The following is a 15,700-nucleotide window of genomic DNA, read 5'->3' as shown; positions in this document are numbered from 1 at the left end:
TCCTACATCCCCGAGAGTGCCTTTTGTATGATTTATTCCCTTCTTAGCCGCTTGCCGTGGCGATCAACCGCGCCAGATGGCGGGTCGATCGGTATAGCGCGGCTTCGGCATTCTCCATGCATTCGGCCAACGTCGCCGGGCCTTCGGCAATGGAGAAGCAACCTGCGAAATACGGCGCAAGCCGCTCGCTGTCCGGTCCAAGACTGCCGGACAGCAGAATGGCTTTCGTCCCCGATTCGCGGGCCAGCTGGGCGATGTGGAGCGGAAGCTTGCCGTACAACGTTTGCCCATCGCTCCGCCCCTCGCCCGTGATCACCCAGTCCGCGTCGCGGATTTTCTCCCGCAGCCCGACATAAGCTTCAAGCACTTCCGCGCCGGGCATAAGCTTCGCCCCGAGCGTTAGGAGCGCGAAGCCAAGGCCGCCCGCCGCTCCTGCGCCGGGCTCGTTCCGCATCGAAGCGCGCCCCTCCTCGACCTTGTCCGCGTAAGCCGCCATCGCTTCGTCAAGCCGGCGGCATAATTCCGGCGAAGCCCCTTTCTGCGGGCCATAGACGAACGTAGCCCCGGCTTCGCCGAGCAGCGGATTGATAACATCGCACGCAACCGTAATGCGTGCGGCGGCGAGCCGCGGGTCAAGTCCGGTGAAATCGACGGACGCAATCTCGGCCAAGTCCGCGCCATAACCGTGCAGCGGATTGCCCGAGTGATCGAGGAAGATCACGCCAAGCGCCCTAAGCATCCCAATTCCGCCGTCGTTGGTCGAGCTCCCGCCTAATCCGATGATGAACTCCGCGAAGTCGGCATCCAGAGCCGCCCGGATCGCATCCCCCAGGCCGGCCGAAGTTGTGCACAGCGGATCGCGATCCGCCTCCGGCACCATCGGCAGGCCAAACAGGTTTGCCGCTTCCAGCACGGCGGTTCGTCCGATCGTTCCGTAGTACGATCGCACGGGCAAGCCGAGCGGCCCCGTCACTTCCACGAACCGCTTCTCCCCCCCACCCGCCGTGACGAGCGCGTCCACCGTACCCTCTCCCCCGTCCGCGAGCGGCAAACCAATCGCTTCCGCGCCTGGTAGTTCGTCTCGCACGGCTTGGACCATCACCTCCGCCACCTGCACAGCGCTGAGGCTTCCTTTATAAGAATCGGGCGCCATCAACCATTTCATAATCGAGAATCCCCCTTTCAATTTTGAACAAAAAAGGCCGCCCGGCCGATTCAGGCCGGGCAGCCTTGCTTCCGTTTACTTCGAGTAACGCACCGAAACTTCGGGCACGCCGAGAATGCCGGAAGGAATCAAACCATACGCTTCGGAATACGACTCCCCTTGCGTTAGAAAATGGAATGGCCTGTATTCAGGAATTCGCGTTGGCACGAGATGCAGCGGACCAAACGTATTCCTCCGCGTCAGCACGACTTCCACGCCAATCGGTTCGCCCTTACGAAGCTCCTCCGTAATATCTGCTTCATACGGCTGCCAAGCGATCATCTTCGTCTCGCCCCCGAATGCGGCACCCACTTTCACGCACGCGGCTTCGAACGCCGGCAATGTCAGCGTCGCTCCCTCACCATCTTCCGGCAACGAGCCGAAAGCGGCGGAGGCGATGAGATAGCGAATTTTGCCCCCATAGAACGGGAAGCCTTGCTCGGTCAAATCGCCAAACGAGACGGTTTCAGGCAAGGCGACGAGCGTTCTACGTACCCCGTCCAACCGAACGCCGAAATCACCGAGCAAATAGACGGCCTCCAAGTTGGTTTCGTTCCGGAAATCAGTCCGCAGCTCCAATACGTTCTCACCCGTCCGCAGCAAAGCCCGCGGAAGCTTGATCTTCTTGAAGCAAGGATCGACCCACCAACCGTCCATGTCCGAACGATCAAAGGAAATGCCGTTAACGGCGATCTCGAACAAGTCTGGACTCTCGATTGCGATATGCAAATCGCTGTCCGGCAAGACAGCCACCGAAAACGCAAATCCCAAAACAAGCGGCGTTGCCAAGGCATTAAGCTCTTGATGATAGAGCGCCGCATACCAGGGTTGAATCATTCGTCCGCCTCTTAGCGGTAGCTCCAATTCGGTCCGGATGCTACGGTCTGCCTGCAAAATTTCGGCTTGCCTGCTCCATTCCCCATCGCCGATTCGGTAGCTCGCCATATCCAGGACGCAGACATTGCTCTCGCTCAGGCGATAAGGATAAGCTTCGTTTAGACGATTTGAAGCTGACGATTCCAAGATCGGAGCCGCCAGCTCTGCCGCAGGCGCGACGCTATCAATAACATACAGATGTTCCTCGGACGGATGGAAACGAACGTTCCAGCTTAGCTTTCCGTCGCCCGCCTCACTAGCGACGGCTTTCTTGTCGCCGTTCTTGCAATCCCACTCTTCGATGGCACCAGTAATGCCGAGTTCTATCCGAATGTCATAAGCGTTAACCGGATTGACGTTGAGCAGCGCGAAATAGAAGCGTCCGTCCTCATCCTCATTCAACCGGCAGAAAACCTCAGCCGCTGGAAGTCCCGTTGCAACGTCAATCACCTGCATAGGGACACTCTGGCCGGCGCGGCAAGTGTCGACGATACCTGGTCCGTCGAACGGAACGGAAACAGCCTGCTCCGCCAAACGCACGCAACGGTCAGAAGGCATTGCATCGACGTACTGGGGAACCTCGCCTGCGAAGACGATTTTACCTCCTGCTGCAGCGAACTTCTCTAGCGCGGTAACCGTGCTTTCGCGAATCGTGATCATTCCGGCGACAAGCACAACGCGGTACGCTGCTTCTCCGACCCAGAAAAGAGGATCTCCCTTAACCGCGTCTTCAATGGCATGCAACCGTCCAAGCATTTCCTCATCGGCGTAGTCGAAGTCGATCTGCGCCCCGGACAGCCAGTGGAATGTATCCCGGTACTGGTCCTCCAGCTTCTGCACGTCTTGGGACTGCGTCTTCATATCGATCGACCAGCCCGGATACACTTGGCACCAGACGCTTTCGACCGGATTCAGCACAAGCACGTCGCATTTGCGCTTGCCCTGTGACAATACCAAGCCAAACCGGGAGAAATACGTCTCTACGAATTCGTAATCATCCCACCAGGCCGATTGAAAGGAGATACTCGCCGGGTAATCCCGCTTTGATTCTCCCTCCATCGTATACCATGACAGATGGTGATTGCGGACGTTAATGCCAAATAGTGTCTGCCAATCCCCTACCGCTTTATGCGACTCGAATGACATTTGCCAACCCGTGCAGCCGTACAGCTCCGAGAGCAGCCACTTCTGCCCGAGTTGTCTGGCTGCCGAAGACAGCTGCTTTACGAGCCAATAGTTACGGTTGCCTTCTCGCAGCACATCAACGCCAGGATCATCCTGATACTCGTAAAAGCGCATCGCCGATCCGAGGTAGGCCGTCTGAGCGGTCAGCGTATCTTCATGCAGCATATGGCCGGTCAGGCGCAGTCCGTTCTCGCGGGTCCATGCCTGCATCGGTTTCAAGTAATGCTCGATGAAGAGACGTTGCGTCAGCTCGACATAATGCCATTTCACCTGAGAGACGAGCCTGCCCTCCGGCTTCAGGAACAATTCCGGCAACCGGCCCCGCAGGTCGTAGCCGAAAGCCTGTTCGAAATCTTCGAACAGCGTATACGTCCACGGCGCGCTCCACAGCCGATGTTCATTCGTGATGCCGAAGCCGTCCATAAGAGCCCCGCGATGCGGTTCATCCGTAAACACGCCTTTGATCGTGCGCCCGAAATGCTTGCCGACACGCTCTTTGTAACGGTCATGCGTAATTTCGAGGTAACGGTCCGTCGCATCGCGGTTCATCGTATCCACGTACGTATATCCGTTGTAGAAGCTATCCTTGTTCATCTCAACGATAGCGAATACAAGTACCGATGTACCCGCAATAGGCAGCTCTCCGCGCATCAACTGAACGGCGTCATAATAAGCAACGCCCTCGAGACGGCACGCGTACACCGCGATATAATCATCCGATTCCGGCCAATCGAACTCGGCCGCGGGCACAACCCGCAGTTCGATGAACTTCAAGCGGAACCGAGGCTCCTCCGTGACCATACCGCCAGCCGTGCCGCTTGGCCAGCGGTCTTCGTCGTAGATCCACACTTCCATGCCAAGCTTCTCGGCCTCTTCCGTGCAAGCTTCTACAAATTCGAACCATTCTTCTCCCAAATACTCGGTCACAAGTCCCGTCCGGGAGTGGATGAAGAAGCCGCCCAATCCCATTTGGTGAAATACGTGAATTTGCCTTAGCAATTCTTCTTTCTCTAACTTGCCATTCCAGCTCCAAAACGGTTTGCCCCGGTATTCGTTGGGAGGCTGCAAGAAAAGCTCATATATACGGTCGGTCAACGTTCCTCTCTCCCTTCTCTCTCCCCGGATCAGCCTTTATTGGCGCCGGCGGTAATGCCTTGTACGAAATATTTCTGCATGAACAGAAACACAATGACGAGCGGCAGCATAACCATGCAGATCGCCGCCGACAGCGGTCCCCAATCGGTTGCAAATTCAGATTGGAACACGATGATGCCAAGCGGCAGCGTCTTCAGCTTTGCTGTCGACAACGCTACGGTTGCCCATAACAGCTCGCCCCACAGCGAGACAAAGTTGAAAATAATGACGGTCGCAATTGCCGGCATCGCCAGCGGCACCATGATTTTCCGGAACGTAAGCCATTCCGAAGCGCCGTCGATCCGAGCGGCTTCCAGCAGCGAATTCGGAATCGTCTGGAAATAGTTTTTAAGAATATAGATGGCAATTGGCAATCCCCATCCGGCATAAGGCAGAATGAGTGATATATGATCACCGATGATGCCCATCTTGCTTAACATCAGATAAAGCGGCATGATGAGCGATTCATGCGGAATCATTTTCATCGCTAGGAAGAACATTAAAATCATTTCAGCATACGGAAGATTCAAGCGGCCAAGCGCATATCCCGCCATGACCCCGAATACCGCAATGACAAGCACGGCGCTGACAACGATGATCGCGCTGTTCGTAAAATATTCTCCAATCTGTGCGTCAAACCAAGCTGATGAATAGTTGCTCCAGTGAATCGTGCTCGGAAGCGCCCATACGTTGGCATAGAAATCACTCGTGCTTTTCAGCGAGTTAATCGCCACGAACACAATCGGATAGACTGTAATCGCCACGAAAAAGAGTAAAATAATTCGCGTAATCCAGCTTTCGATACGCTCGGAATTTCGGCTAAATTTCATGGTTCTCCCCCTTAAAGAGGCGTTGCAGCAAGAAGATGACCAGAATGCCCGCCACGGAGAACAATAGTCCGATTGTTGCTGAGTAGCCGAAATTGCTGTACGTAAACGCCGTTTTCATCATATAAATCGGTACGGTCTGCGACACCGTTCCCGGTCCGCCCCGCGTCATAATGTAGACCAAATCGTAAGTCGACACGAGCACGATAAACGAGAATACTGTGGATACTTGCAGCGACGGGCGAATGAGCGGCAGCATAATCGAGAAAAACTGACGAGGATAGCCCGCTCCATCCAGCTTGCTGGATTCGAATAATTCCGTCGGAATCGAGATCATCGAGGCGAAGCTAAGCATCATCGTCAGCCCAGCCATTCTCCATGCACCGATGAGAGAGATAACCCACATCACCGTATCCGGATTGGAGAGCCATGCGCGCTGCAAGTTCTCTAGGCCGATGAGCTCCAGTATTTTATTGATCAAGCCCATCTCCGGGTTCAGCATAAACGTGAACAGCAGCCCGATAATCGCCAGCGGGATCATGACCGGCACGAACAGGACGACCCGATACGCCGAGCCTTCGATCTTGCCGACTTTGAAGACACAGGCTGCGAGAAGGACGCCGAGAGGTACGGCGCCCAACGTGGAGATAATCCCGATAAAGAATGAAGCTTTCATGCTTTTCCAAAAATAATCATCCGCAAAAGCGGTTTTAAAGTTGTCAAACCCGATCCACTTCGCGGCTGCAAAGCCATTCCAATCCTGAAAAGCGATAAATAGGTTGGACAGAGCCGGCAGCAGCGTCGTCGCGATAATGGCTGCAGCCGCCGGAGTTAATAACAAGATGCCGAATAGAAGGTTGCGTCTCGTCGGATGTTGAGCCATTCCGCATTCTCCTTACTTAAAGGCGTTCTGGCGCAGTGTATCCAATTGGCCGAGCACGTCTTTTATTTTTGCTCCCATTAAGAAGTTGGGAACCATTTCGCCTTCATAGTAGCTTTTCATCTTCGCTTCTTTCGTATGGAACTCGAACGGATACAGATCCTCGGTGAACGTCATGATCTGCTGCAGCACTGGGTTCTCAACCTTAATCGTTTGGTTCGCCGGCGGATAGCCATGCGCCAAGTGAATCGATTGAATATCCGAACCGAGCAGCGTCTTCAGAACTTCGACAGCTGCGTCCGGGTTGCTCGCGTTAGCTGGAATGAAATAACCGTTGGCTCCGCCCAGCAAGACCGTCTCTGGACCCATCGCCGGCCACTTCACGACTGTTACGTCGAATTCGGCTTGTTCGGAGATCGACAGCGCCGCTCCGGCTACTTCAGCCAACATGCCGACTTTGCCTTGCAGGAAAGCGGCATTGATCTCGTCTCTCGTAATATTCAGGGCGCCTTCACCTGGATACCAGTAGTTCTTTTTATATAAATCTTGGATGTTGTTCAGCGCCGTTTCGTAGTAGCCGCTGTCAGCAGCAACTTCACCGGTAGCTAGTGCTTCGAGTTTGCCGTCGCCGTTCGCGAGACTCATGACGCCTTGACGGATCAACCAGCTTTGACGGTCAGGCTCGGAGCTCACAGCGAATGGCGCCGCATCCGTCTTCGTCTTGATCTGCTCGTTGATATCCATAAATTCTTGCCAAGTCATTTCTTGCTTCGGCTCTACGCCCGCTTGCTTGAAAATTTCGTTGTTTACGATAAGCACTGGGTAAGCGCTTCCAAATGGCACGTTGTAATACTTGCCGTCTATCTTACCAAGGTCTAGCAATTCCGGCGTGAACGTGTTTTTCCATTCGCCGTTGTTTGCTTCGAGATACGGCGTCAGATCAAGCGCCAGTCCGTCCTTAACGAGGTTGCCCATGTTTTGCGGCCAGTAGAAGTAGATGTCAGCCGGGCTTCCGCCAGCAACGCCAGTCCGAATCGATGCATCGATCGTTCCGGTATCAACCTTCAGCAGCTCGATATCGTATTTCGGCATTTTTTTCTGCAGCTCGGCGCCCATCTCTTCCATCGAAGTGTATGCCATGTTCATGCCGAAAAATTTGATTTCCACCTTTGTATCGCCCTTCTCGGACGATGCCTGGTTCGAGCCTCCGCTTGAAGCTGGTGCTTTGTCTGCTCCTCCGCATGCGCTGACGGTAAGAGATAATGCGGTTAAGAGGGCAAGAGCGAATATTTTTTTCTTTTTCATTAATTAGAACCTCCCTGATTAGTCACATCGTTAGTCTTGTCCGGATCGTCGATATAATTGATTCCCGTCTCCAGCAGTTCGGCCGCTTCCTGACCATTCAGCTTCGAGGTCAGCAGCTTTGCCAGCACGGTCTGCCGGTAAAGCGCGGGCGCGTCCATGTCTCTCTTAGAAAGATGAGCCATGATCGTCGTGAAGTTATCGACAGCCCTGTCATAGTTCATCAAATCCTGAATTGCTTCCTGCGGTTCGATATCTTCGAGTATCGGAATCATCCCTGTCGCATCCCCCAACAGCTGCTGCGCTTCGCTGGAATTCAAGTATTTCAGATACTCTACGGCTTGCTCGGGGTACTTGGTGTTCCGGGATATCGAATACGTCGTCCAGTTGTTGTAGCTGATCGGGGCGATGCGTTTGCCTTCCGAATCCGGTACGTAAAATTTCCCCACGTTTACTCCACTGTTTTCGTACAACAGGTTGTTCCAGCTGCCATCCACAATCATCGCGGCGGCGCCATTCGTGAACGAGAGCTGCCATTCGACTCTGTCCTGGGTCACGTAGTCGCGGCCAAAGTAGTTCTTTTCCGCAAAATCACGGAACGCCTGCAGTCCTTGAACGAACTCGGGATCCGTCAAGCGGACGCCGGGTTTATCGTTCATAAGCGCTTCCGATTTCTCGGAGGCGAACAGCGCCATGAAGACGTAGCTGAGCCACGAACGTTCCTTGTACTCCGTGCCGGGCATAGAAATCGGAGTGACGCCTTTGGACACGAGAACGTCGAGCAGCTTGACGAATTCATCCCATGTACGAGGCGGATCAAGTTTGTAGCGTTTGAAAATGTCCTCATTGTAATATACAAGTTGAGTATCCATGAAAGCCGGCAACGAGGAGTAAAGCTTGCCTTCGATCGTACCGTACTGAACGGCGCCTTCCGGATATCTCCGCAAGTCGAACCCGTAATCATCAAGGGGCAGCAAGTACCCATTCAAGGCGAGTTCTCTCATCTTGGTTGTCTTGTTCCCTTGCACATAGAAGATGTCGGGCAGCTCATTGGACAGTACGCCAAAATCGAGGCTTTCGGGTGTTTGAACAAATTTGTAGTTAATGCGGATGTTCGGATGAAGTTTCATAAAGTTCTCGTTAATGCGTCTGAACGAAGCTTCCAGCGCAAACTGGTTGCCTAGGTCTCCCCATACTTGCAGCTGGACCTGGCGGCTATCGACTTTCGGCTTTGCCTCCTGCTCTCCGGACCGCAAGGTATCTACCTTCGAGCACCCGGCCGCTAGAACAACGACCAGCAGTAGGATTACCGCAGCATGTAAGCGCTTGTTAAACGAAACGTACATAGACCACCACATTTCTTTTGCTCCCCGATGTCTTTGATTGTAAGTTCGATCCGTGTATTGTTCCATGCACAGTCCCCTCGCTTTGATGCCAGATGTTCCGCTCCTTCACCCGGCCGATTCCCGATCTTCTGATTACGTGCACAAATTTACGATTTATGCTGGCTTTTGAATTCCGAGACCGTCAGTCCCGTGGTTTTCTTGAACACTTTCACAAAATAGTTGGCGTTTACGTAACCAACCAAAGCAGCAATATCCTCAGTCGAACGGTCGCCGTTTCTCAGCAGTTCCTTGGCTGCCGCGATGCGGACGCTCGCGACGTATTCCGAGAACGTCATCCCCGTTTCCTGACTGAACCGCTGGCTGAAATAATTTTCGCTCCAATAGACATGAGCAGCCGCATCTTCCAGGCGGATAGGCTCGGCGTAACGTTCGTTCACATAAGCCTTGATCTTGATAAGCCACGTTTTGTTCGCTCGCACGGAAACGATCAACGCGTTCGTCCGCTCGAAAACAAGCCGGATCGCCGTGATCCAGTCGGTTTTGCGTTGCGGCCGATCGATAAACCGTTCTAACGGCCAAAGATCTCCGAAATGCTGCTTGATCTTCTCTACATCCAAGGCGTAATGCTCAATCAGGAAGTCAGTCACCTGTGTCGCCAGCATGCCGCCAATTCGGAGCCAATCCTTTGGCTGGATAACCCCCGCTTCCGTAGAAGGTCCATCTAACCAGGCGACCAGCTCATCGAACCTTTCTTGCTGAATGTGTTTTTTCAGCGTTTTATAGATTTCAATCCATTGTTCTTCTGTATATTTGGTCCATTCGGCCCCGCCAGTCTCGAACACAATGGCGTTCTCCCCGTAAAACAAAGAAGCCAGCGCGCTACTCGCCCCGCGGTACATGCCTTCGTAATTTGCGAACAACGACGGCCCGCCGATACCGATCGCAAATTCCGTATTGCACTTTTGCCGCAACGATTCCAACAGGTTCTCGCAGAACGGCAAGACATGCTCCCGCAGCGCTTCCTGCTCCGGTAGCTCTTCCCCGGCGTAAAACAGCGCATGGACGACAGAGCCTCTCGCTCCAAGGTAATCGGTATGCCGATAACGCTCCAGTTCCTCTTGCACGAGGAATGAATACGACAGCGGATGGCTTTCCTCCCGCCAGGATGGACTATTCGGCACAATCATCATCCAGCAGGCATACGGTCCGAGCTCGGCGATACGCTTCTCTAATTCAGGAAACACTCCCGACGGGACAGGCTCAGAGCGCCGATTTCCTGCCGATTCCGCTCGCGATGCTGCGGCAAGCAGCTCCTCTTTTTCTTTCTTCAACCGCTGGATTTGCTGCCGGGCCTCCTCCTCGCCGTTTCCGTTCTTCTCGATTTTCAGCCCGTCGAGCATCTTGATCAATTCCTCAGGCTCCAACCGGTGCTTCTGAATGTAATCTTGCACGCCCAGCTGGATAGCCGTACGCGTATATTCGAAATCGTCGTAACTGCTCAGGATGACGATTGGAACGCGGGGCGACAAGCTCCGCACGTTCTTGATGAACTCCAGACCGTCCATGACCGGCATGCGAATATCGGTCAAGATCGCGTCGGGCATCGAACGCATGCAAGCATCGAGTGCTTCCCGCCCATTATGGTAAGCCCCCGTTACGGTATAACCGTATTCCTCCCACGGGATAATCGACTGCAAGCCGACCCGCACCAATGATTCGTCATCTACGATGATGATAGTATTCATCTTCCGATCGCTCCTCGTATTTAAGAGTTACTTCAATCGTCGTCCCTTGGCCAGATTCACTGTCGATCGACATGCCGTAAGGATAACCGTAATGCGCGACAATGCGTTCATGCACGTTCAAAATGCCAATATGCTTCGTCGTTCCCTGCGGCGCCGAGCCACTCAGCTGCTGCCGGATTTCGGCCAGCTTGTCCGGGGCGATGCCGATGCCATTGTCTTCAACAGTCAGCTTCAGCACGCTTCCGCGAATCGACGCGCGGACCGTTATCTGCCCCATCCGGTCGACCGGCTCTAAGCCATGAATGAGCGCGTTCTCAACAAGGGGCTGGATGATGAACTTCGGCACAGAGGCGTTTAACGTTCGCTCCTCGATATCCGTAGCATACGCGAACTGCCGGTACCGGATCTTCTGAATAGAGATGTAATCCTCAAGCTTCTCCGCGTCTTCTCGAAGGCTCACGAACTCGTTGGCGTCTCTGAGCGTATAGTTCAGCAAGCTGGACAAGGATTCCACGAGCGCTTTAATGTTGTGTTGCTTTTGCAGGATGGCGAGCCAGCGGATCGAATTAAGCGTGTTATACAGAAAATGCGGAGACAACTGCTTGCGCAGCGCTTCGATCTCCGCGGCCCGCTTCTTCTGCTCTTGGCTGACAGTCTGCTGGATCAGCTGTTCGATCTCGTACATGACCGAGACAAAAATATCGTTCATTTCCCGAATTTCAATTGCTCCCTTGAACTTCACTAGCTTGCGGGGACTGGCGGACTGAACGCCGGACATCATATTATTCATGAGCTTGCGGATCGGATTCACAACGTCGATCGCGAGATAGCGGGTGACGACAAGCCCAAAGACGAACACAACCGAGATGATGAGGATCGTCAGACGGATCATCCGGTTGATCTGGGCGTACAGGTCGTCCATCTTCAAGGAAGCGGACAGCGCCCAGTCTTCCCGGATGTCGGAATAATCGAGATGAAGGTCCTGATAGTTGCCCGCATCCCCACCCTCGTTGCCGTTGTCGACAAGAATGCGACCTTCCGCCGTCTGTAGCCGAATCAGCGCGTTCTCATCCAACTTCGTCTGGTTAAAAATCGAGCGAATGGCCTCGACGTCAATGACAATCGTCAGAATTCCGACCTCATTCAACTTGCTGTCCCGCACCAATCTGCCTACCCGAAAGGCTTCGAACTTTTGGAAGCTGTTCGAAAAACTGGCTGGCTCGAACCAGACGGCGCCGCCCCGATTGTTACGGACGGCCTGCTTATATTCCGGGTTGCGTATGCGATACTGGCTCACTTCGTTCTCGTTGTAAAGGTAAATCTCGCTGCCCGTGTCGAGCACCATCGCAACAATGAATTCATTCATGTTGTTGTTGAGCCAGTAATGGTTCATCCAGTTCTTGATCGCCGTCGTCTTGTCGAGCTGCTCGAACGTCGTCACGTCTGTGCGCGACACGAGGTCAAGCAGTTCGCTATCGGTAATCATCTGTTTGCCAAGCTCTTCGATGGAAGACAACCGGTAGTCCATCTGCTCGACCATCAATCCGACCAAATCGGCGGCATAGTCCCGGGAAGCTTCCTTACTTGAAGCGGTATAGCTATGCATCAGCATTAAGGAGCCAAGCAGCGTCGGAATAACGATGAGCGGCATGTACACGAGCACTAGCTTGTGTGGGAGTCGGATACCATTCCAATATTTTTTAAACCATTTCACGATGAATAACCTCACCTATGTTGGGATAAACGACTTTTTTCGACATAATCATATTCACTATAGCAAGCAAAGCCGAATAAAGTCACTTGATTTTGAAAACTTGGTTAGCGCTTACTAGATTACTCGCAAGTAGTCCCCAACCTATATAGGTCAGGCAAAACTAGGAGACCACGCAGCGCGGGATATGACACTTGCTACCGCTTGGACGGCAACGAACGCCTTCGGCCCTTCGCTTGATCCAGAAGCTGCGATACGGTTCTTGCGCTTCTGTATCGATCTCGCTAGCTGCATAAGTACCATTCAGATCGCGAACTTAAAGTTTTCTTTATGTTTCATACGTGGGCTAATCTACTATGCTAATATGATAAATGCCCTCATGCTTAAGCTATTAATTAATTGAGTAAAGCCCTGAGGGTTTGTTAAGTTTGGTTAGGTTATAACGAAGCGAATTTTCTTAAAAATCATACCAAGGGGAATGAACGATGACGAAGAAAATTGTCCGATTATTGATGGCAGTGTTGCTGTGCTTAAATTCTGCCATCTGCTTTGCTGATAGCGCAACAGCAGCTACGAAGACTTCAGCTGACTTTACGGACTTAAAGGATCTGGATGCTGCAACGAAAGCCAAGTTCGACTCGCTGATCTCCGCTGGTATATTCGAAGGTGTGGCCGAGGGAAAATTCGGTCTTAAGGAAGAGATGAACAGGGCGCAATTCGCTAAGGTTGCAGCGTTGATTTTCGGTTTAAAAGCAGACGACAGCCTTCCGACGTCTTCATTCAATGACGTCAAAGCCGATCACTGGGCGATAGATTACATCGAGGCGGTGAAAAAAGCAGGGATTACGGATGGCGTTGGCAATGATAATTTCAATCCCGCCGGTCAGGTGACGAAGGAGCAGCTCGCGACGTTCCTCGTTCGCGGACTCGGCAAGGACGAAGACGCTAAGGCAGAGCCAGGCGTAAAAGACTCTACTGTTTCCGACTGGGCGAGTGGGTATGTTGCTTTGGCGTTGGACCTGAAGTTGTTGGACAATGGAGCGGACGGAAAGTTCGGCGGACAAGCCAACGCAACCCGCGATCTGCTCCTTACAGGCGCATACGAAGCCAAAGCACAGTACGTTTCTCCCGGGAAAGTGTCTATCTTGGAAGCGAAGCAAGTAGGCATGAAGAAGATCAACGTGACCTTTAATAAGCCCGTCGATTCAACGAAGGCTGGTCTATCAATTGCAAATGCCGAAGGTGCGCAAGTCAAATGGGCTGCTGATAATAAAAGCGCAACTTTGACCTTCGCGAAAAATTTGGAGGAAGCAAGTTACGTCATTACCTTAACCGGTCTTAATGCCGCGGAAGTGGGCAACACAACCGCCACCGTAACTGCGACTGCCGAGACAGTCACCAAGATTGAATTTACTTCTGCGTCCGACACGGTTGTCGCCTTGAAACCGGCCGTTATCCCGTTTAAGGCTACCAATCAGTTTGGTGAAGCGGTCGATGATTTCTCTAAATTCGAAGTCCAAGCTACGGTTCCTGCTTATATTGACATTAATCGCATGGCTGTCATAGCGGATCCCTGGTCAAGAATCCAAGGTGATCGAATTTCCATTACTGTAATACACGTGCCTAGCGGAGTTACTGCTACTAAAATTGTTACGGTTGGAGCTTCTGAGGTTGTGCCGCCGGTAGTCACTCCGCCGAGCGTGGTGGCGACACCGACAGTTAGTTTACCAAGCGGAGCTGTACCGGTAGGCACGAGCGTATCGTTAATTAACGCGACGCAAGGGGCAACGATCTATTACACGACGGACGGCACCACGCCAAGCACCAGCAGCACGGTTTACAGCTCCCCCATCACGATTACGAATGCAATGACGATCAAAGCCATCGCTGTTAAGGCTGGCTGGACGAGTAGCTCAGTTGCGAGATACGAATATACAGTCACGTTGCCAATAGAGTTGCCAGAGTCAGTACAATCCGATTCGCTTTTGATTGTGGGACAAGCCTATACCGGCAGCGTAGCGAAGCTGTCTGGAGGAACAGGAGCCGTTAGTTATGCAGTGACGAATGGAACACTCCCTGCGGGACTTACTTTGAATCCAAGTACGGGTGCGATTACTGGAACTCCAAGCGAGAGCGGTACGTATAGCTTTACGATTCGCGCCACTGACTCGGCAACAACTCCGGCAACAGCGTCTATGCAATATACGGTGACGATCACGCCGCTAGTTCCGACCTTGACGCTTCTGACATCTAATCCGGCCAATGTAATGTTGACGGAAGTCGGTGCGACAGCGTCGCTCGTCATTACAGCGGGCTTCGATGATGACACATCGATCAATGTAACCGCAGAGGCGCAATATGAGAGCAACGACACGAGGATCGCGACGGTCAGTAATTCGGGCGTCGTTACGGCAGTCGCAAACGGAACCACGAACATCGTCGTCACCTATGACGGCATAACAAAGAATGTGCCTGTAATGGTAATAGCAGCGCGTCAATTGGAGTCCATCTCCGCCTCGTTGTCATCAGTCTCACTAGCAGTAGGGATGATAGCTAACGTCACAGTCACGGCGTTCTTTGACGACGACTTAGCGGAAGGGGCGACCGCTTGGGCGACGTTTGAAATTGAAGATCCGGACTTGGCCACAATTGATGCCAATGGTTATCTTACGGCGCTTAAACCGGGCAGAACTAAAATTAAAGTGACGTTCTTATCTGAGGAATTTATTACAGACGAACTCATTATCTGGGAATAGCCCGCCTGTCAGCCTCCGATTCCATCGGGGGCTTTCTTTTTTGGCTAACATCTGTGTGATAGTAAGAAGTTCATCGTCTTGCTCTAAGCGTTGCAGATCATCTTAAATGTGCTGGAGCAATGCCCAGAGTTGAAGCGTTGGTGGAATCGTTTAGCTAGTTTAAGCACCGTTTCTTTCCTGCTTCATCTCTATGAGTCATTCGCACCAAATAAGGGTTTTCATTATAAAAATCTCGCCTTACTTATGGTAAGGCTCACCGTAACGTATTTAGAGCGAAACCAAAAGGCACCCGATTGGGTGCCTTAGTTGCGTGTTATTCCCCTGTAAGTTCACTAACCTGACGATTTTACCGTCTTCTGCTGCCACATTTGAGAAACCAGAAATTCATGTGAAAAGACGATCAAGTATCCGAGCTACCTCGGGCCTCACCTAATGCTTTATTCAAATCCGCATTAACTTCCAGTTCCGTAAATTCAAGTGTTGTTATGGCACCGGGCATCGTCACACGGACTCCAGATTTTCTGACCAACAACGTAATGTTTCCATTCATATCACCCAAGCTAGCAGCACTTGCATACTTCGCCCATGTTGTCCCGCCATCCTTGCTGAACTCCATGGTCTTTGCTATTCCCGTCACGGTATTTGTTATATCGTTTGCTTTTACCGCAGGGGCAGCAGGACTTGGCAGGATGTCTATTTTCTTAACTAAACCAGCTGGTGACCTAAATGTTTCT

General features: G+C 52.5%; 11 protein-coding genes. 1 reads left to right on the top strand and 10 read right to left on the bottom strand.

Going from position 1 to position 15,700, the window contains the following annotated elements; genetic code table 11:
• Positions 1-43: 43 nt before the first annotated feature.
• The 9 genes from V8F51_RS27930 to V8F51_RS27890 form a co-directional block, all read right to left on the bottom strand.
• A complete protein-coding gene (locus V8F51_RS27930) occupies positions 44-1,165 on the bottom strand; it encodes a glycerate kinase family protein (protein WP_337103790.1) in 1,122 nt (373 codons plus the stop codon).
• Between the two features lie 75 nt (positions 1,166-1,240).
• Complete coding sequence (locus V8F51_RS27925; protein ID WP_337103789.1) at positions 1,241-4,360, bottom strand: glycosyl hydrolase; 3,120 nt, start codon at positions 4,358-4,360, stop codon at positions 1,241-1,243.
• Positions 4,361-4,389: 29 nt separating this feature from the next.
• Positions 4,390-5,229: a carbohydrate ABC transporter permease gene (locus V8F51_RS27920; protein ID WP_337103788.1), complete on the bottom strand. Its 840-nt coding sequence runs from the start codon at positions 5,227-5,229 to the stop codon at positions 4,390-4,392.
• Positions 5,219-6,109 carry a carbohydrate ABC transporter permease gene (locus V8F51_RS27915; RefSeq protein ID WP_337103787.1) on the bottom strand — a complete coding sequence of 297 codons (891 nt, stop codon included), beginning with the start codon at positions 6,107-6,109 and terminating at the stop codon, positions 5,219-5,221. Before V8F51_RS27915 ends, V8F51_RS27920 begins: the two co-directional genes overlap by 11 nt.
• Before the next feature lie 12 nt (positions 6,110-6,121).
• Positions 6,122-7,411 carry an ABC transporter substrate-binding protein gene (locus V8F51_RS27910; protein ID WP_337103786.1) on the bottom strand — a complete coding sequence of 430 codons (1,290 nt, stop codon included), beginning with the start codon at positions 7,409-7,411 and terminating at the stop codon, positions 6,122-6,124.
• Positions 7,411-8,820, bottom strand: a complete 1,410-nt coding sequence (locus V8F51_RS27905; RefSeq protein WP_337103785.1) for an ABC transporter substrate-binding protein — start codon at positions 8,818-8,820, stop codon at positions 7,411-7,413. Before V8F51_RS27905 ends, V8F51_RS27910 begins: the two co-directional genes overlap by 1 nt.
• A gap of 80 nt (positions 8,821-8,900) precedes the next feature.
• Positions 8,901-10,499, bottom strand: a complete 1,599-nt coding sequence (locus tag V8F51_RS27900) for a response regulator transcription factor (protein WP_337103784.1) — start codon at positions 10,497-10,499, stop codon at positions 8,901-8,903.
• Positions 10,474-12,213 (bottom strand): cache domain-containing sensor histidine kinase, encoded by a 1,740-nt coding sequence (locus tag V8F51_RS27895; protein ID WP_337103783.1) that lies wholly within the window; start codon positions 12,211-12,213, stop codon positions 10,474-10,476. The genes V8F51_RS27900 and V8F51_RS27895 overlap by 26 nt, the downstream gene beginning before the upstream one ends.
• Before the next feature lie 150 nt (positions 12,214-12,363).
• The gene (locus tag V8F51_RS27890) at positions 12,364-12,513 is read right to left on the bottom strand and encodes a hypothetical protein (protein ID WP_337103782.1); all 150 of its coding nucleotides are present in this window, start codon (positions 12,511-12,513) and stop codon (positions 12,364-12,366) included.
• Between the two features lie 182 nt (positions 12,514-12,695).
• On the opposite strand from V8F51_RS27890, the gene V8F51_RS27885 reads away from it, so the two are divergent.
• The gene (locus tag V8F51_RS27885) at positions 12,696-14,966 is read left to right on the top strand and encodes an S-layer homology domain-containing protein (protein WP_337103781.1); all 2,271 of its coding nucleotides are present in this window, start codon (positions 12,696-12,698) and stop codon (positions 14,964-14,966) included.
• A 400-nt stretch (positions 14,967-15,366) separates the two neighbouring features.
• Here V8F51_RS27885 and V8F51_RS27880 read toward each other — a convergent pair.
• A partial coding sequence (locus V8F51_RS27880) for a hypothetical protein (protein ID WP_337103780.1) occupies positions 15,367-15,700 on the bottom strand: 334 nt, incomplete at its 5' end.

Origin of the sequence: Paenibacillus sp. YIM B09110 (genome assembly GCF_037167145.1) — a bacterium.
Taxonomy (GTDB): domain Bacteria; phylum Bacillota; class Bacilli; order Paenibacillales; family Paenibacillaceae; genus Pristimantibacillus.
Note: the sequence above shows the minus strand (reverse complement) of the source record. Positions and strands in the feature narration are given on the sequence as shown.